Annotated in this window: 16 protein-coding genes; 7 read left to right on the top strand and 9 right to left on the bottom strand. The window is 60.5% G+C overall.

What is annotated here, in order from left to right; all coding sequences use genetic code 11:
- The first annotated feature begins 53 nt into the window (after nucleotides 1-53).
- From ABMC88_RS08130 to ABMC88_RS08120, 3 genes are all read left to right on the top strand, one after another.
- On the top strand, nucleotides 54-1,160 hold the full coding sequence (locus ABMC88_RS08130; protein ID WP_349576362.1) for an extracellular solute-binding protein: 1,107 nt from the start codon (nucleotides 54-56) through the stop codon (nucleotides 1,158-1,160).
- A 102-nt stretch (nucleotides 1,161-1,262) separates the two neighbouring features.
- A complete protein-coding gene (locus ABMC88_RS08125) occupies nucleotides 1,263-2,948 on the top strand; it encodes an ABC transporter permease (protein ID WP_439655588.1) in 1,686 nt (561 codons plus the stop codon).
- Between the two features lie 11 nt (nucleotides 2,949-2,959).
- Nucleotides 2,960-4,138, top strand: coding sequence for an ABC transporter permease (locus tag ABMC88_RS08120; protein ID WP_349576361.1), 1,179 nt, complete (start codon nucleotides 2,960-2,962; stop codon nucleotides 4,136-4,138).
- Here the strand turns inward: ABMC88_RS08120 and ABMC88_RS08115 are convergent.
- Both ABMC88_RS08115 and ABMC88_RS08110 read right to left on the bottom strand, forming a co-directional pair.
- The gene (locus tag ABMC88_RS08115; RefSeq protein ID WP_349576618.1) at nucleotides 4,127-5,302 is read right to left on the bottom strand and encodes a lytic murein transglycosylase; all 1,176 of its coding nucleotides are present in this window, start codon (nucleotides 5,300-5,302) and stop codon (nucleotides 4,127-4,129) included. The genes ABMC88_RS08120 and ABMC88_RS08115 overlap by 12 nt on opposite strands.
- Nucleotides 5,303-5,392: 90 nt before the next feature.
- Entirely contained in the window at nucleotides 5,393-6,112 is a 720-nt protein-coding gene (locus tag ABMC88_RS08110) for a helix-turn-helix transcriptional regulator (protein ID WP_349576360.1), read from the bottom strand.
- Between the two features lie 106 nt (nucleotides 6,113-6,218).
- On the opposite strand from ABMC88_RS08110, the gene ABMC88_RS08105 reads away from it, so the two are divergent.
- On the top strand, nucleotides 6,219-6,620 hold the full coding sequence (locus ABMC88_RS08105; RefSeq protein ID WP_349576359.1) for a Tom37 metaxin N-terminal-like domain-containing protein: 402 nt from the start codon (nucleotides 6,219-6,221) through the stop codon (nucleotides 6,618-6,620).
- A 26-nt stretch (nucleotides 6,621-6,646) separates the two neighbouring features.
- Nucleotides 6,647-6,913 carry a glutathione S-transferase C-terminal domain-containing protein gene (locus ABMC88_RS08100; protein ID WP_349576358.1) on the top strand — a complete coding sequence of 89 codons (267 nt, stop codon included), beginning with the start codon at nucleotides 6,647-6,649 and terminating at the stop codon, nucleotides 6,911-6,913.
- On the opposite strand, the gene rnr is transcribed toward ABMC88_RS08100, so the two are convergent.
- From rnr to dapE, 4 genes are read right to left on the bottom strand one after another with little or no spacing between them, the layout of a single operon-like run.
- A complete protein-coding gene (gene rnr, locus ABMC88_RS08095) occupies nucleotides 6,910-9,165 on the bottom strand; it encodes a ribonuclease R (protein WP_349576357.1) in 2,256 nt (751 codons plus the stop codon). The two genes, ABMC88_RS08100 and rnr, sit on opposite strands and share 4 nt — an antisense overlap.
- A gap of 37 nt (nucleotides 9,166-9,202) precedes the next feature.
- Nucleotides 9,203-9,775, bottom strand: coding sequence for a TIGR04282 family arsenosugar biosynthesis glycosyltransferase (locus ABMC88_RS08090; protein ID WP_349576356.1), 573 nt, complete (start codon nucleotides 9,773-9,775; stop codon nucleotides 9,203-9,205).
- Nucleotides 9,772-10,188: a GNAT family N-acetyltransferase gene (locus tag ABMC88_RS08085; protein WP_349576355.1), complete on the bottom strand. Its 417-nt coding sequence runs from the start codon at nucleotides 10,186-10,188 to the stop codon at nucleotides 9,772-9,774. The genes ABMC88_RS08090 and ABMC88_RS08085 overlap by 4 nt, the downstream gene beginning before the upstream one ends.
- Nucleotides 10,185-11,339 (bottom strand): succinyl-diaminopimelate desuccinylase, encoded by a 1,155-nt coding sequence (gene dapE / locus ABMC88_RS08080; protein ID WP_349576354.1) that lies wholly within the window; start codon nucleotides 11,337-11,339, stop codon nucleotides 10,185-10,187. The genes ABMC88_RS08085 and dapE overlap by 4 nt, the downstream gene beginning before the upstream one ends.
- Nucleotides 11,340-11,616: 277 nt before the next feature.
- On the opposite strand from dapE, the gene ABMC88_RS08075 reads away from it, so the two are divergent.
- Together ABMC88_RS08075 and ABMC88_RS08070 are read left to right on the top strand one after the other, a co-directional pair.
- Nucleotides 11,617-13,200, top strand: coding sequence for a Hint domain-containing protein (locus ABMC88_RS08075; RefSeq protein WP_349576353.1), 1,584 nt, complete (start codon nucleotides 11,617-11,619; stop codon nucleotides 13,198-13,200).
- Nucleotides 13,201-14,295 (top strand): Hint domain-containing protein, encoded by a 1,095-nt coding sequence (locus ABMC88_RS08070; protein ID WP_349576352.1) that lies wholly within the window; start codon nucleotides 13,201-13,203, stop codon nucleotides 14,293-14,295.
- A 24-nt stretch (nucleotides 14,296-14,319) separates the two neighbouring features.
- Here the strand turns inward: ABMC88_RS08070 and ABMC88_RS08065 are convergent, their stop codons facing one another.
- From ABMC88_RS08065 to dapD, 3 genes are read right to left on the bottom strand one after another with little or no spacing between them, the layout of a single operon-like run.
- Nucleotides 14,320-14,664 carry a DUF8846 family protein gene (locus ABMC88_RS08065; RefSeq protein WP_349576351.1) on the bottom strand — a complete coding sequence of 115 codons (345 nt, stop codon included), beginning with the start codon at nucleotides 14,662-14,664 and terminating at the stop codon, nucleotides 14,320-14,322.
- Between the two features lie 13 nt (nucleotides 14,665-14,677).
- Nucleotides 14,678-15,031, bottom strand: a complete 354-nt coding sequence (locus tag ABMC88_RS08060) for a hypothetical protein (protein ID WP_349576350.1) — start codon at nucleotides 15,029-15,031, stop codon at nucleotides 14,678-14,680.
- Nucleotides 15,031-15,858 carry a 2,3,4,5-tetrahydropyridine-2,6-dicarboxylate N-succinyltransferase gene (gene dapD, locus ABMC88_RS08055; RefSeq protein ID WP_349576349.1) on the bottom strand — a complete coding sequence of 276 codons (828 nt, stop codon included), beginning with the start codon at nucleotides 15,856-15,858 and terminating at the stop codon, nucleotides 15,031-15,033. Before dapD ends, ABMC88_RS08060 begins: the two co-directional genes overlap by 1 nt.
- Nucleotides 15,859-16,008 lie beyond the last annotated feature (150 nt).

Below are 16,008 nucleotides of genomic sequence, written 5' to 3'. Positions count from 1 at the left end.
CCCGTTGTTGCCGCCTTGGAATACCCATAACGGGAAAAAACTGGGAGAGACTAATGAACCTCACTAAAACATTGATGGCCACCACTGCGCTGACTGTTGCAGCTGGCATGGCACACTCGGACGGCCACATGGCATCCGAAATGACAATCGTTTCATGGGGCGGCGCATACTCCGCTTCACAGCAGAACGCCTACCACACACCATATTCCGAGATGACCGGCGTCAAAATCATCAACGACGAATCCTCGGCCGAGGCCGTGTCCAAACTGCGCGCGATGAGCGAAGCGGGCAACGTGACGTGGGACGTGGTTGACGTTGTTGCGGCTGACGCTCTGCGTCTGTGCGACGAAGGTCTGGCGATGGAAATCGACGCCGACACACAGCTGGCCGATGCGCCTGACGGCACAAAAGCATCCGAAGACTTCGGCGACCTGCTGGTCGGCGACTGCTTTATCCCGCAGATCGTGTACTCCACAACTGTTGGCTACCGCACCGATCTGGTTGGCGACACCGCCCCCACATCCATCTGCGCCCTGTTTGACACCGAAGCCTACCCAGGCAAGCGCGCGCTGGAAAAGCGCCCGATCGGCAACATGGAATGGGCTTTGATCTGTGACGGCGTTGCAAAAGACGACGTATACGACGTGCTGGAAACAGCCGAAGGTCAGCAGCAAGCGCTGGACAAACTGGAAACCATCAAAGGCGATGTAATCTGGTGGTCAGCCGGTGCCGACACGCCACAACTGTTGGCCGATGGCGAAATCGTTATGGGTTCCACCTACAACGGCCGTCTGTTCAGCCTGATCGAAGAGCAAAAGCAGCCTGTTGGCATGCTGTGGGACGCGCAGGTATTCGACCTTGATGGTTGGATCATCCCAACTGGTCTGAGCGATGAGCGTAAAGCCCGCGCACTGGACTACGTCAAGTTCGCGACAGACACACAGCGTCTGGCCGATCAGGCGAAATACATCTCTTACGGTCCTGCACGCAAGTCTTCCGCACCACTGGTTGGCAAGCACGAAACTCTGGGCATCGACATGGCACCACACATGCCAACCGATCCAGAAAACTCCAAGAACACGTTCCTGTATAACTACGAGTTCTGGGCAGACTACCGTGACGACATCGACGCCAAATTCCAGGCGTGGCTGGTTAAGTAAGCCCTTTACGGCTTTTCGGAGGGGGCCCATCGCGGCCCCCTCCACACATTATTCGTTAGTCAATTTACCCTTTTTCCGACCAAGACAGCCGATGGGACCCTCATGAGCGACGCCTCCACACCACAGACCGCCTCTTCCTCTGCCGCCGCCGCGCGGATTGCGGATGCCGCGCATACCGGACCCATGCTTGCCGCTGATGGCACGCCGCTGAAAAAGTCGCTGAACCGCGCCTTGCGGTTGCAAAAGATGCGGGCGCTGGCGCTGATCGCGCCCTTGCTGATCTTTGTGCTGGTCACGTTTATCGCGCCCATCGCCGATATGCTGTTCCGCTCGGTCGAGAACCAGATCGTCAGCGATACGCTGCCGCGCACCACCACGTTGCTGGCCGACTGGGACGAGAGCGGCGGCACGATCCCCGACGAGGCCACGTTTGCCGCGCTCTATGACGATATGTTTTTCGCCAAAGAGGCCAAGCTGCACACGCGCCTTGGCTCGCGGCTCAACTACGAACTGACGGGCGTTTCATCGCTGTTTCGCAAATCAGGCCGCAAGGTCGAGGATATGGGCGAGGTCTATCAGGACCAGTTCGAGGATTTGGACGGCTTTTGGAAAGACAGCGAAAACTGGCTGAGCTTTATCGCCTCTGACGCGTGGATCGCGCAGATGGAAGGTTGGAAGAAGGCCGACGGCAACCAGCCCGCGTTTGAGCTGCGCGAAGGCATTGCCGATGCGCTGCCGACAACTGCGGCCACCTATGCGCGTTTTGCCGATTTCACGCAGAATGTGGATGAAAAGAACCTCTACAAAGAAGATCCATGGGCGATCGTTTATTCCTCGCTCCATACTGATCTGACGGGCGAAAACGGTCTTGCGGGCTATAGCGGGCCAGCCGCCGCCGAGTTGACGGCTGCGGCGACGGCTGCGGCGACATTCGAGACGGTGAACTATTCCGCCGCCTTCGAGGATATCGATAAGGACTGGCACGATGTGGAGGTCTGGAAGACGATCAAAGTCTACAGCCCCAACTATACAAACGGCTATTTCCTGAATGCCATCGACATGCAGAAGTCTGCCGATGGCGCCGAGATGCGCCCGGAGAACCAGCAGATTTATGGCATCCTGTTCTGGCGCACGATGGTGATGTCTGTGGCGATTACGCTGTCGTGTATCCTGCTGGGCTATCCCGTTGCGTGGATTTTGGCGAACCTGCCTGCGCGCACGGCCAACCTGCTGCTGATCCTTGTACTGCTGCCGTTCTGGACCTCGCTTTTGGTGCGGACATCGGCGTGGAAGGTGATGCTGCAACAACAAGGGGTGATCAACGACACGCTGGTCTGGCTGGGCATTGTGGCCACGGACGACCGGCTTGCGCTTATCAACAACCAGACGGGTACGATCATCGCGATGACGCACATCCTTCTGCCCTTCATGATCTTGCCGCTCTATTCTGTGATGCAGACGATCCAGCCAACGTATCTGCGCGCGGCAAAATCCTTGGGCGCGACGAACTGGACCGCATTCTGGCGCGTCTATTTCCCGCAATCGGTGCCGGGCATCGGTGCGGGCAGCATCCTCGTCTTCATTCTGGCCATCGGCTACTACATCACACCCGAGATCGTGGGCGGCACGCAAGGCACGTTCATCTCGAACCGGATTGCCTACCACATCTCAAGCTCGCTGAACTGGGGCCTTGGGGCCGCACTTGGGGCAATCCTCTTGGGGGCGGTTCTGCTGCTCTATTACGCCTACGACAAGATCGTCGGCATTGATAACGTGAAACTCGGATAAGGAGCGGACCCATGGTAGCACTCACACCCATCTCGCGCACGCCCGCCTCTTTTTATGCCTCTGTGACGGCGGCCTTCGGCGCGTTCTTTGGTATCTTCATCGGCACTGGTCAGGGCAATCTTTTGCTGGGCATCGTTGGTGGCGCCGTCCTGATGGGCGCTGCGGCGTTCATCCTGACCCAAGTCGTCAAGAACGAGCGTTTGGGCCGCTGGGCCTTGACCATTCTGGTTGCTCTTGGCGGTATGGCCTTGGCGGGCCTGCCTGGTCTGCTGATCGGTATCTTCTTTGGCTGGTTCTTTGGCTTCCTGATCTTCTGGCTGTACGAGGGGCGCTACCGTGCGCGGATCCCGCCGTACCTCACCCCCATGCAAGTCCTGTGGCACTTTGCCTTCCGCACGATCTGTGGCGCGATCTTTGTGTTCCTGATCACGCCGATTCTGGTGGTGATGCCGCTCAGCTTTAACGCGCAGGACTTCTTTACCTTCACGCCTGAAATGCTGCGGTTTGATCCTGCGGGCTACTCGCTGAAACACTACCGCGATTTCTTTACCAATGACGCATGGCAGGACGCGATGAAGAACTCGCTCAGCATTGCACCTGTGGCGACGCTGTTGTCGGTATCTTTTGGTACGCTGGCCGCGATCGGGTTGAGCCAGCCGCACGTGCCGTTCCGCCGTGCGATCATGGCGATCCTGATTTCACCGATGATTGTGCCGCTGATTATCTCGGCGGCGGGGATGTACTTTTTCTACAGCCGTATGGGTCTGCAAGGCACGTATATCGGTGTGGTTCTGGCGCATGCGGCCCTTGGCATTCCGTTTGTGATTATCACCGTGACGGCGACGCTGGTGGGCTTTGACAACTCGCTCACGCGGGCGGCGGCGAATATGGGCGCGAACCCTGTAACCACCTTCTTCCGCGTGCAGATGCCGCTGATCTTGCCGGGTGTTATCTCGGGCGGGTTGTTCGCCTTTATCACCTCGTTTGACGAGGTTGTTGTGGTGCTGTTTGTCGGCTCTGCCGGTCAGAAAACACTGCCATGGCAGATGTTCATCGGCTTGCGCGAACAGATCAGCCCGACAATTCTGGCGGTCGCGACGATCCTTGTCGCCATCTCGATCTGCTTGCTCACCGTGGTTGAACTGCTGCGCCGCCGCTCGGAACGGCTGCGCGGTATGTCACCGAGCTGATCTGATCAATTCAAGCATGCGGGGGGAGGCATAGCCGTCCGGCACCTCCCCCTTGGCAGCTTGCCAATTACGCACAGCATTTACCGTAAGCGGGCCGATCTTTGCGTCGATCTTTTGCGTGTCAAAACCCTGCGCCGTGAGCAGTTCCTGCAACTCGATCCGCTCGGCATAGCTGAGCGCGCGATCGCCCAGCGGCCACCCGCTTTTGAGCGGCGCCGCCCCCGCGATACGGTCCGCCAGATGACCCACTGCGATGACATAGGCATCGGCGGTGTTATAACTTTCCAACACCTCGAAATTCTTAAAGACCATGAAGGCTGCCCCCTCTGCGCCCGCAGGCAGCAGGATGGCGGCGGCCCCGTGATCGGGCACAGGGGCACCAGCTGTATCCAGCACACCCAAGGCCGCCCAATCAGCGGGGGATTTCAGCACCTCGCGGTTGGCGAGCAGATAGTCAAACCCGTCGGGGATGCGCACCTCCACCCCCCAAGGCTGGCCCGTAACCCAGCCGTTTGCCTTCAGATACGCGGCGGCGGAGGCGAGCGCATCGCGGGGATCATCGCTCCAGATGTCCCGCTTACCATCACCTGTCCAATCCACGGCGTGGTCGATGAAAGAGCCGGGCATGAACTGCGTATGCCCCATGGCCCCCGCCCAACTGCCGCGCAGCGCGTCCGCCTTTGTGTCACCGCTTTGCAAAATCGTCAGCGCGGCAATCACCTGCTCTTCGAAAAACGCGGCACGCCGTCCGTCATAGGCCAGCGAGGCCATTGAATTGAGCACAGGGTCGCTGCCACGGAAGGTGCCATAGGCGCTCTCCAGTCCCCAGATCGCGGTGATAATTTCGGCGGGCACACCGTATTTCGCCTCAACCGCGCTCAGGGTTTCCTGCTGGCGCTTCAGCGCGGCTTTGCCATTGCTGACGCGCAGATCAGAGACGGCGGTGTCCAGATAGTTCCAGATGGTTTTGGTGAATTCTGATTGATTGCGGTCCCGCTCGACCACTTTGGGGGCGAAGGTGACGGTGGCCATGGCGGTGTCATAAAGGCCTGCGTCAATGCCCGCCGCGAGGGCGTTTGGCTTGAACTCGGCAATCCAGTCCTTCAGCCCCGCATCCGACAGCGCGGTGGTTTGCGCCGACAGGGGCAAGGCCGAGATCATCATCAAAGCAACAAGAGAAAGTCCGCGCATGGCTGGCCCCTTTGTGGTCAAAACTGCGGCCAAGCTATCGCGAATTCCGGCGCGTGCAATGCGCTAGGCCTCGGATGCGCGGTCTTTGGCCCGTGCTTGGGCTTCTTCGCGCAGCCGCGCAAGATAGTCGCGCAGCATCGGCACACGGCGCGGGCGAAAGGACGCGCCCGTCAGCGCCAGCTCCTGCATCCGGTCCAGACGGAAGGCGCGAAAATCCTGCCGCAGGTGGCACCACGCCATCAGCATGTGCGCGTTTTGCATAAAGACGATGCTCAGCGGGTCGGCCTGCCGTGTGGAGGGCGCGCCGTTGGCGTCTTCATAGCGGAATTCGATCGTCGCCTCGTCCCACGTGGCCGCACGCAGGGCTTTGACGTCAATCGCAGGCTCGGGCGGACGGGTGAAGCGCCGCGCATCCAGCACGGCGTGTTGCAAGCGGTAGGTCTGGCGCGCGGGCAGCCGCGCCTTGATCTTGGACAGCGCCGTGCGGGCCGAGGCGGCAAGGGCGGGATCACCGATCACGTCGACCTCACGCAGGCCCAGCACCAGCGCCTCAAGCTCGTCATCCGAGAACGCGAGCGGTGGCAGGGCGGCGTCCTCGATCAGGGTGTAGCCAAATCCGGCCTCTCCGTCGATCACAGCACCAAGGCCGCGCAGGGCCTCGATGTCGCGGTAGACGGTACGCAAGGAAACGCCCGTTTCATGTACCAGCGTTGTCGCCGTGACGGGCGCTGGCAATTGGCGAAGCGTTTGCATCAGTTGAAACAGGCGGTGCGTTCTGGTCATCGGGACCTCCGTTGCGGGATCAGCCTACACTCTCACTCCATACTGTCAATTTTTGACAGGAAGGGCCCGTTATGGATGGGCGCGGATATATTGGAAGGACGACACAATGATCACGCTCTACACCTACCGCGCAGGCTTTGGTCAATTCAGCTTTAGCCCGTTTTGCACAAAGGCCGCGTGGTTGCTGAACATGGCGGGGCAGAAATGGGAGCGTCACGACATGGACGACCCGCGCAAGATGCCGCACGCCAAGCTGCCCGCCATCGGGTTGTCCGATGGAGCGACCATTCCAGACAGCGACAACATCCGCGCCCACCTTGAGGGATTGGGCCATGACTTTGACGCAGGGCTGTCGCCCCGTGACCGCGCCCCGTCGCGGGCGTTCATCCGCATGGCAGAGGAGCACATCTATTTCCATCAAGCGTTGGACCGCTGGGCGATGATGCAAATTGGGAGATCATTCGGCAGGAGTATTTCGGGTTCCTGCCTGCCCTGCTGCGCGGCATGATCACATGCGGTTTGCGCAAGAACCTGATGCGCACAATGCATGGGCAGGGCATTGGACGGCTGACTGTCGCGCAACGGCTCACGCGGATCGAGCCTGACCTGCAAGCGATTGCCCATCAACTGGGCGACCGTGTTTTTCTGTTTGGCGACACGCCCCGTGCGGCGGATGCCGGCGTAGGCGCGATCCTTGGCGCGGTGATGGCCGCCCCCGCCCCCACCGGATTGTCGCGGCGGGTGAGCGGCGATGCCAAGCTGGCCGCCTATGTCGCCCGCTGCGAAGCCGCGATGGGTTAGCGGCGGCTGCGGGTCACCTTGCGCTTGGTCGCGGCCTTCTTGCCCTTGGCTTTGGCGCCTTTGCGGCGGGGGCTGCGGCCTGCGGGGCTGCGGCGACCTTGGGGCATTTTCTGGTCCTCGATCTCCAGCAGTTCCAGGGCGATGCCACCTGTCACTGGCGTCACCTCGGCCAGCCGCACGGTAACGCGCTGACCCAGCCCGATGGTCATGCCGGTATCAGCGCCCATCAGCGTGCTGTTGTCGGCATCGTGGTGGAAATACTCGCGCCCGATATTGCGCATGGGGATCAGCCCGTCTGCGCCCGTCTCGTCCAGTTTCACAAAGGCACCAAAGCGGGCGACACCGCTGATGCGGCCCGTCATCTCGTTGCCAACACGTTCGGACAAAAACGCGGCAAGGTAGCGGTCGGTCGTGTCGCGTTCGGCAATCATGGAGCGGCGCTCGGTATCGGAGATATGCGCACCCGTCGCCTCCATATCGTCCATGTCGTGCTGCGACAGGCCGTCCTTGCCCCAGCCGTGTGCTGTGATAAGGGCGCGATGGACCAGCAGGTCAGCGTAGCGGCGGATGGGCGAGGTGAAATGCGCATAGGAGCGCAGCGCGAGGCCAAAGTGGCCGATATGGTCGGGACCATAGTACGCCTGCGTCATCGAGCGCAGGGTCGAGATGTTGATAAGCTCCGCATCCTCGGAGCCCGCCGCCTGATCCAGCAGGCGGTTGAGGTGGGCGGTTTGCAGCACTTGCCCCTTGGCCAGCGTATAGCCAGCGGCGGCGGCTGTTTCGCGCAGCGCGTCGAGTTTTTCTGGCGTGGGTTCTTCGTGCGTGCGGAACAGCAGCGGCGTCTTCTTGGCGATCAGCGTCTCGGCAGCGGCGACATTGGCCAGCACCATGAACTCTTCGATCAGGCGGTGGGCATCCAGCCGCTCGCGGAAATTGACCGAGCGGACTTTGCCATCGTCATCCAGCTCGATCCGCCGTTCGGGCAGATCAAGGTCAAGCGGTTGGCGGCGTTCCCGCGCCGCAACCAGTGCTGCATAGGCGGCGTAGAGCGGCTTCAAAACAGGCTCTAACAAGGGCTTTGTGCGGTCGTTCACGTTGCCGTCGATGGCATCTTGCACCTCTTCATAGTGCAAGCTGGCGGGGGATTTCATCAGACCACGGTGGAAATCATGGGCGATCTTGTTGCCGTCTTTGTCCAGCACCATGCGCACGGCGATGCACGCACGCTCGACCCCTTCGTGGAGCGAGCAGAGGTCGCCCGACAGCACATCGGGCAGCATGGGCACAACGCGATCGGGGAAGTAGGTGGAGTTGCCCCGCTTGCGCGCCTCGCGGTCCAGCGCAGAGCCGGGCGTGACGTAGGCCGCGACGTCGGCGATGGCGACCCAGAGGATATGGCCGCCCTCATTCGCCGCGTCTGTATCGGCCTCGGCAAAACACGCATCGTCGTGGTCACGCGCGTCTGACGGGTCGATGGTGACAAGTGGCACATCGCGCAGATCGGTGCGGCCTTTGAGGCCCTTGGCCTCGGCCTTATCCGCCTCGGCGACCACATCATCGGGGAAGTCATCGGGGATTGCGTGTTGGTGGATAGCGATCAGCGACACGGCCTTGGGCGCGGACGGGTCCCCAAGACGGTCGATGATGCGGGCACGGGGCAGGCCCATGCGGCCCTTGGGACCGGCGAGTTCCGCCTCGACCAGCTCACCCTCCTGCGCGCCGCCAGTGGCATCGGCGGGCACGGCCCATTCGCGATCTGCGCCTTTGTCGATGGGTTTGATCCGCCCGCCCTCGGCGTGTTTGCGGAAGATGCCTACGATCTTTTTGGGGTTACTGCCGATGCGGCGGATCAGGCGACCTTCATAGTGGTGGTCTTCGCCCTTTACCAATGTCAGCCGCGCAAGGATGCGGTCGCCTTCGCCCAACGCGGGATCACTGGCGCGGGGGATCATTAGAACGGTGGGTTCTACGCCTTCGCCGCCCCACTCCATCGGTTTGGCAAAGAGATCACCGTCGCCGTCGGGCCCCGTGACCAGCAGCACGCTGACAGGGGGAAGCCGCTCAGGGTCGCTATAGGACTTCTTGCGCTTTTCCAGATGCCCTTCGGCCTCCAGCTCTTTCAGGATGCGCTTGAGGTCGATGCGGGCCGCGCCCTTGATGCCGAACGCCTTGGCGATGTCGCGCTTGGCGGTCAGGGTGGGGTTATCCTCGATCCAGCTGAGGATCTCTTGCTTGGTTGGTATATTGTTCATGTAAGTGGAGGTAGCACGCACATGGGGCCGCGTCACATTATTTTAGGTCAGCGGCGGTATCGACGTCTTGCAAGGTAGCCACATGGGCAATGCGGTGGTTGGGCAATGTCGCGGCCGTATCCGCCAAAGCGTGCCGCGTCGACCAGCGTACGCCGGCGAAGAGGGTCGGCGGGACGGCACGGACCCGCCGCAAACCGATGAGCCAATACCCCCCGTCAGGGGCAGGGCCAAACACCGCGTCATTGCGGCCCAGTGCGTCGAACGCCTCAGCCACCCGTGCGGCGTTAATGTCGGGAATATCGCCGCCGATCACACAAACAGGACCAGCAGGCGCGCTGCGCAGGGCGCGGCCCATACGGTCGCCTAGGTCTCCGCCTCCTTGGGGGATGCGGGCCAGATGTTTGGGCCAACTGCGCGACGTCGCCGCGGCCCTATCGGGCGAGACGGCCAGCACGGTGCGCCAGCGCGGGTCATCTATGCGGCGCAGCAAAGCACGCGTCTGGTGACGAAACCACCACGCCGCATCGACCATGCCAATGTCACGCCCCAGCCGCGTTTTCACGCGACCTGCACGCGGCTCTTTCAACATCACGATAAGGGTGCGGTTCACAGGCGTTGTTCCATCATCTGATGCGGCTCGCCCTCATCGGCATAGACATCACCGAAAGGGGTAAATCCCAGCTTTTCATAAAACCCGATGGCTTGGACCTGTGCGCCCAGAACAGCGCGAGAAGCGGAGTGCGTCACCGCCAATTCCAACGCCGCCTTGATCACCTGTGCGCCAAGGCCCTCGCCGCGCCGTTCTTTTAAAACACAAACGCGGCCAATCTTGGCAGTGCCTTCATCCAAGTAAACACGGGCGGTGGCGATGGGCGTGTCGCCGTCACGGGCCAGCAAATGGAGGCTTTGTGCATCCAGCGCGTCAACCTCGCCCTCGGCGGTATAGCCTTGCTCGGCCACGAAAACCGCGTGGCGCAGGGCAAAGCAGGTTTCCGTATCTGTTGTATGCCCGATCTGGATCACGCAAAATAGTCCTGTAAGATGCGGGTGTAGATGGTTTTGAGCTGGTGGATCTGCGCCACCTCCACGTTCTCGTCGACCTCGTGCATGGATTGCCCGACAAGGCCAAACTCGACCACGGGGCAATGCGATTTCACGAACCGCGCATCGGATGTGCCGCCTGTGGTCGACAGCTCTGGTGTGACGCCAAGGACCGATTCGACCGCGTTTGAAACCATTGCGGACAAGTCACCGGGGGGCGTGATGAAGCTTTCGCCCGAGATTTTGATCTGTGTCTCGATTTCGATGCCGAAGGATTGGCGGATTGCCGCAACCTCTTCTTCGATCCATGCGGTCAGGCTGGCGCCTGAGTGGGTGTCGTTAAAGCGGATGTTCACAGCGGCGGAACATTCGGCGGGGATGACGTTGGTGGCGGGATTGCCTGTGTCTACTGTGACCACGGCAAGGGTCGAGGGATCAAAATGGTCGGTGCCTTTGTCCAGCTCGTGACTGGCAAGACGGTCCATCAGGCGCATCATGGCAGGCAACGGATTGTTGGCGCGGTGCGGATAGGCGGAGTGGCCTTGCTTGCCCACCACACGGAATTTGATCGTCATAGAGCCGCGACGCCCGATCTTGATCATCTCGCCCATGGTGTTGGGGCTGGTCGGCTCTCCTACCAGACAGACGTCCATCCGCTCGCCGTTGTTCTCCATGTACTCGAGCAGGGCGAGGGTGCCATCGACGGATTCGCCTTCCTCATCCCCTGTGATTGCGATGACGACTGATCCATCGGGCGGGGTATCGCGCACAAAATCCACGGCAGCGGCGGCAAAAGCGGCCACGCCTGATTTCATATCTGTGGTGCCGCGCCCGTACATTCTGCCGTCTTTTATCTCGGCGCCGAAGGGGGGCATTGTCCACGCCGCCTCGTCCCCGATGGGAACCACATCCGTGTGGCCGTTAAAGCCGAAGGTTTTGGTGTTGCCCGCGTTGCCCCAACGGGCAAACAGGTTGCGGATGCCACCACGATTGGCCCACGCGCAGGAAAATCCCGCATCAGTCAAAAGCGCGTGCAGAATGTCCAACGCGCCCGCGTCTTCAGGCGTGACCGACGGGCAGCGGACCAAGGCGGCGGTTAGCTCTGCGGGGTCAATGGGCGATGGGTGGGACATGGTCTGCGCTCCTGTGGGTTCTGCGCTGCCTTTATCCCTTCTGTGGCGCAAAAGTGCCAGCCCTTGCCAACACGCGGAAAACCCACTTCATTTATGGCAAAACTGTGGTACCGTGGACGGATAATAAATGACCCGAGGCAGGGCATGAGCAGATCTATCACCTGAAAACAGGGGTGGATCCGTCCGAATCTAACGGACTGGACAGGAACAATGGGCCCCCGCGCCTTTGGTCTTTCCAATTGCATGTGCTGTCTCTCAAAAGGTTTGAGGCAGTGACATGGTAGCAGCATCCGAGCTTGATATTGAAACGGTGCGCGAAGGCACGTCTGCGCTGGATATGGCGCAGGAGATCTTTGGCAGCGGTGTGACCGTAACGGGTGCCACCTATTACGGCGACATCGACAGCGCGGGCACATATTCGGGCGGCGATACCACATCGCCCGGCGTTGTGCCCGGCAATACCGGAGTGATCATGTCCACCGGTGAGGCCGAGGATTTCACCAATTCAAACGGACAGTCGAACCAGAGCAACAACACGTCGACCAATACGTCGGGCACCAACAACTTCAGCCCCTATAACAATGCGGCGGGCGGCACGACCTATGACGCCTCGACACTGGATGTGGATTTCATTCCCGACAATGACACGCTCACGATGCAATTCGTGTTCAGTTCGGAAGAATACCCCGAGTTTGCCAATTCGATCTATCAGGATTTCTTTGGCGTTTGGGTAAACGGTTCTTTTGTTGAGCATGACGTGGGTGACGGGACTACCGCACCGTTCAACATCTCGACCGACAACAACATCAACATGTACATCGACAACACGTCTGACGACTACAACACCGAGATGGACGGCTTTACCATCACGCTGACACTGACGATGGATGTGAACCCTGGCGTGACCAACTCGATCCGGATCGCGTTGGCGGATGTGGGCGATAGCCAATACGATTCCAATGTGCTTATCGCGGGCGGGTCGGTGCAAACCGAGCTGGTGGCGATTTCTGATGATGTGAATGTCTATCCCGACGGGACGACCACGTTGGACGTTCTGAGCAATGACATTAACAATACCTCCGGCACGACGCTGACCATCACGCATATCAACGGACAACCCGCAAGCGTGGGCACCGCCATTACCCTACCCACGGGACAGCAGGTGACGCTGAACGCGGATGGCACCTTTAGTGTCGTGGGCGATGGCGACGAGGAAGATTTTAACTTTTCCTACACCGTCACCAATGGAACCGAATCGGATGTGGGTTTTGTAAACGCGTCATCCGTGCCGTGTTTTGTGGCAGGAACGTTGATTGCCGCCCCCGATGGCGATCGCCGTGTCGAAGCGCTGTTGCCCGGTGATCTGGTGATGACCAAGGACGAAGGCCCGCAGCCCCTGCGTTGGATCGGGTCGCGCCGTGTGGCGGCCACGGGTGATTTCGCGCCGATCCATATCCGCGCCAACACATTGGGCCAGCACCGCGACTTGCTGGTATCTCCGCTGCACCGCGTGTTGATCCGCGACAATCTGGCCGAGCTGTTGTTCGGCGAGACAGAGGTTCTGGTAGCCGCACGTGATCTGGTCAACGACCGGTCCATCACCCGCCGCGAGGGGGGCGAGGTGACATATGTGCATTTGCTGTTTGACCGCCATCAGGTTGTCTTTTCGGAAGGGTTAGAGACCGAAAGCTTCCTGCCGGGGCCACAAACGGCCAACAGTTTTGAAGCCGATGTTGTCGAAGAGATTTACAGCATTTTCCCTGAATTAGACCCTGAAACAGGCGCAGGCTATCCCACTGCTGCGCGCCGTACCCTGAAACGTTATGAGGCAGAGCTGCTGCGCTCTGCGAAGGTGGCATAAATGACCTGGCTTGCACTGACCGACCACAAAGACCGCCGATTGTCCCTGCAGGGTCTCGGTGCGGAAAAACGCTCTACCCCCGTGATGGCCGACCTGCCCGATGCGGAACTGACCCGCGGCAGTATCGTGTTCGAAACCCAAGTCTCCGAGGACAGCAAACCGCAGGTTCTGTTCGGGTTCAACACCCCCCACCCCGACAAACGCAGCCTTGTGTTTCAGGCCATCCCCGGTGGTGGTGTCGCGATGGTCCACGTGCAGGGCGACCAGATTGCCCATGCCGCAATTGCCCACAAGAACGCAGGCCGCGCCGAGATTTTGCGCCTGAGCTATTCGTGGGACACGAAATACAACTGGGGTCGTCTCACGCTGGAGCAGGTTGGTGAAACAGTCGTCACCAGCGTGGCAGTAGAGAACCCTCTGCCGCTTGTCCTTGATGATCTGCGCGATTTGATGCTGGGGCGTGGCAGCCATGACTATGCCCCCGACATGGTGTTCGCGGCCCTGTCTGACCAGATTGAGCCTATCGGCCCCGGCCCCACATTGGCACCCGACACGCCGGTCGCAACGCCTTGGGGCTACCGCAATGCTGGGACGCTCAAGCGCGGCGATACCGTATATACCTCCGAAGGGGAGGTCGTGCCCGTGCTGCAAACCGTCAGCCGCACCGTGCCTGCGCGGGGCAGCTATGCCCCGATCCGTATGCGTGCGCCCTACTTCGGGTTGCAGGACGACATCATCATCGCGCCCGAACAACACGTCGTGATCGACGGGCCAGAGGTGGAATATCTGTTCTCATGCGAGAAGGTGCTGACCCCTGCCCGCCATCTGGTGAACGGCTTTGCCGCGCGGACCGAACCCTGCGGCCATACGGTCAACTACACCCAGTTGATCCTGCCCAACCACGACACACTCATGGCAGGCGGTGCGCCGCTGGAGAGCCTGTATATCGGGCGTATTCGCCGCGATACGCACCAGTTGGCGTCAAGCGTTCTGTTCGGCGTTGACCGCATGGACCTGCCTGAACACAAGGCGCCCTCGCACAAGGTGCTGAAGTGGTACGAGGCAATCCATCTGGCCAAACGCCGCGCCGCGTAACGCCTAAGGCTTAAGGCTTAAGGCTTAAGGATCGTCGTAGAACGGCGTCATCTGCGCCACAATAACCGAGTTTTCGTCCAAGGCGCGCTGCATCAGGGCGCGCTCTTCATCGTCGATCTCGTGCCCCTCAGCCTCACGCTCGGCCAGTGTGCCATAGCCTGTGACGTCCAACGGGGCGGTGTCTGCCTGTTTCAGGATCGCGACGGTTTCGCGCACGGCCTCTGCCTCGTCAATGCCCGAGGCAAAACACATGAGCGCGGCACCCGTCGCCTTATCGGGCAATCCGTCGCCCTTTTTGCGGCCGATCTGCACGGCAAGGGTATAGACTTGCTGGCGCGAGGGTTTCTTTGGCTTTTTCTCTTCGGTCATCTTGGCCTCTTGGCTAGTCGCATTTGCGCAGCAGGTTGATATGCCCGCCCTTTTGAATCACGGCAATGCCGCCTTCGCGCTTCATGATCATGATCCGCCGTTCCCAAGGGTCGCCATCGGCGCGGCAGATCGCATTATACAGGGTTGCATCCATCCCCGCCACGGCCCGAGGGTCGCGCAGCGTGCAACGGGTGCCCAGCGCAAAGAAGATATTACTGGTCAGCAGGATCGCACCGCGATCCTTGCCGATGGTTTTGCAATCCCAATTATCAGCGCTGGGATGGTCAGGGCGGTAGCGCCCGTCATAGGGTCCTGCCCATGCTGCCGCAGCCACCGCCACAAACACCAAGGACAGCACAAACCGCATCAGTCGCGCAGCAGTTCGTTGATCGACGTTTTCGAGCGTGTCTTTTCATCCACGCGCTTTACGATCACCGCGCAATAAAGGTGCACACCGTTCTTGGACGGCATGGAGCCTGCGACCACAACCGAACCTGCGGGCACTTCGCCGTACATGACTTCGCCTGTTTCGCGGTCCAGAATTTTGGTCGACTGCCCGATGAACACGCCCATGCCAAGGACCGAGCCTTCGCGCACGATGCAGCCCTCGACCACTTCGGAGCGTGCCCCAATAAAGCAGTTGTCCTCGATGATTGTGGGGCCAGCCTGCATGGGTTCCAACACGCCGCCGATGCCAACCCCGCCCGACAGGTGCACGTTTTTACCGATCTGCGCGCAAGAGCCGACAGTGGCCCATGTGTCGACCATTGTGCCGCTGTCGACATAGGCGCCGATGTTCACAAAGGACGGCATCAGCACCACGCCCGGCGCGATATAGGCGGATTTGCGGACCACACAGTTTGGCACGGCGCGAAAGCCCGCCTCTTTCCACTGCGCATCACCCCAGCCTTTGAACTTGCTGTCGACTTTGTCCCACCAGCCAGCGCCTTGCGGGCCGCCTTCTTGATGCTCCATGTCCTTGATCCGGAAACCCAACAGCACGGCCTTTTTGGCCCATTGGTTTACATGCCAATCGCCATTCGCCTGCTTTTCCGCCACGCGCAGCTTGCCGCTATCCAGCGCGGCGAGCGTGGATTCGATGGCATCGCGAGTCTCGCCTGTGGTGGCGGAGGTGACGGCATCGCGGTTTTCCCACGCGGCCTCGATCGCTGTTTCAAGCTGTGCATTGGACATGACGGAACTCCCTTGGATGAAATATGTTGCACGCGCTATACGCGCAGCGGCGGGGCCGTGCAATCCTAACGCCCGTTGCAGGTAGCGCATATTGCCATAGTCACCACCCTCAATCGCGTGCATTGTGGCACAAACCAAATGCCCGAGGAT

Source organism: Sulfitobacter aquimarinus, assembly GCF_040149565.1.
Classification (GTDB): Bacteria; Pseudomonadota; Alphaproteobacteria; order Rhodobacterales; family Rhodobacteraceae; genus Sulfitobacter; species Sulfitobacter aquimarinus.
Note: the sequence above shows the minus strand (reverse complement) of the source record. Positions and strands in the feature narration are given on the sequence as shown.

Bases quoted from the DNA above. Each gene is read 5' to 3' on its own strand.
- ABMC88_RS08070 (WP_349576352.1), top strand. From the start codon at position 13,201: ATGACCTGGCTTGCACTGACCGACCACAAAGACCGCCGATTGTCCCTG.
- ABMC88_RS08060 (WP_349576350.1), bottom strand. From the start codon at position 15,031: ATGCGGTTTGTGCTGTCCTTGGTGTTTGTGGCGGTGGCTGCGGCAGCA.
- ABMC88_RS08125 (WP_439655588.1), top strand. From the start codon at position 1,263: ATGAGCGACGCCTCCACACCACAGACCGCCTCTTCCTCTGCCGCCGCC.
- ABMC88_RS08075 (WP_349576353.1), top strand. From the start codon at position 11,617: ATGGTAGCAGCATCCGAGCTTGATATTGAAACGGTGCGCGAAGGCACG.
- ABMC88_RS08120 (WP_349576361.1), top strand. From the start codon at position 2,960: ATGGTAGCACTCACACCCATCTCGCGCACGCCCGCCTCTTTTTATGCC.
- dapE (WP_349576354.1), bottom strand. From the start codon at position 11,339: ATGTCCCACCCATCGCCCATTGACCCCGCAGAGCTAACCGCCGCCTTG.
- rnr (WP_349576357.1), bottom strand. From the start codon at position 9,165: ATGAACAATATACCAACCAAGCAAGAGATCCTCAGCTGGATCGAGGAT.
- ABMC88_RS08065 (WP_349576351.1), bottom strand. From the start codon at position 14,664: ATGACCGAAGAGAAAAAGCCAAAGAAACCCTCGCGCCAGCAAGTCTAT.
- ABMC88_RS08115 (WP_349576618.1), bottom strand. From the start codon at position 5,302: ATGATGATCTCGGCCTTGCCCCTGTCGGCGCAAACCACCGCGCTGTCG.
- ABMC88_RS08100 (WP_349576358.1), top strand. From the start codon at position 6,647: ATGCGCACAATGCATGGGCAGGGCATTGGACGGCTGACTGTCGCGCAA.
- dapD (WP_349576349.1), bottom strand. From the start codon at position 15,858: ATGTCCAATGCACAGCTTGAAACAGCGATCGAGGCCGCGTGGGAAAAC.
- ABMC88_RS08105 (WP_349576359.1), top strand. From the start codon at position 6,219: ATGATCACGCTCTACACCTACCGCGCAGGCTTTGGTCAATTCAGCTTT.
- ABMC88_RS08130 (WP_349576362.1), top strand. From the start codon at position 54: ATGAACCTCACTAAAACATTGATGGCCACCACTGCGCTGACTGTTGCA.
- ABMC88_RS08110 (WP_349576360.1), bottom strand. From the start codon at position 6,112: ATGACCAGAACGCACCGCCTGTTTCAACTGATGCAAACGCTTCGCCAA.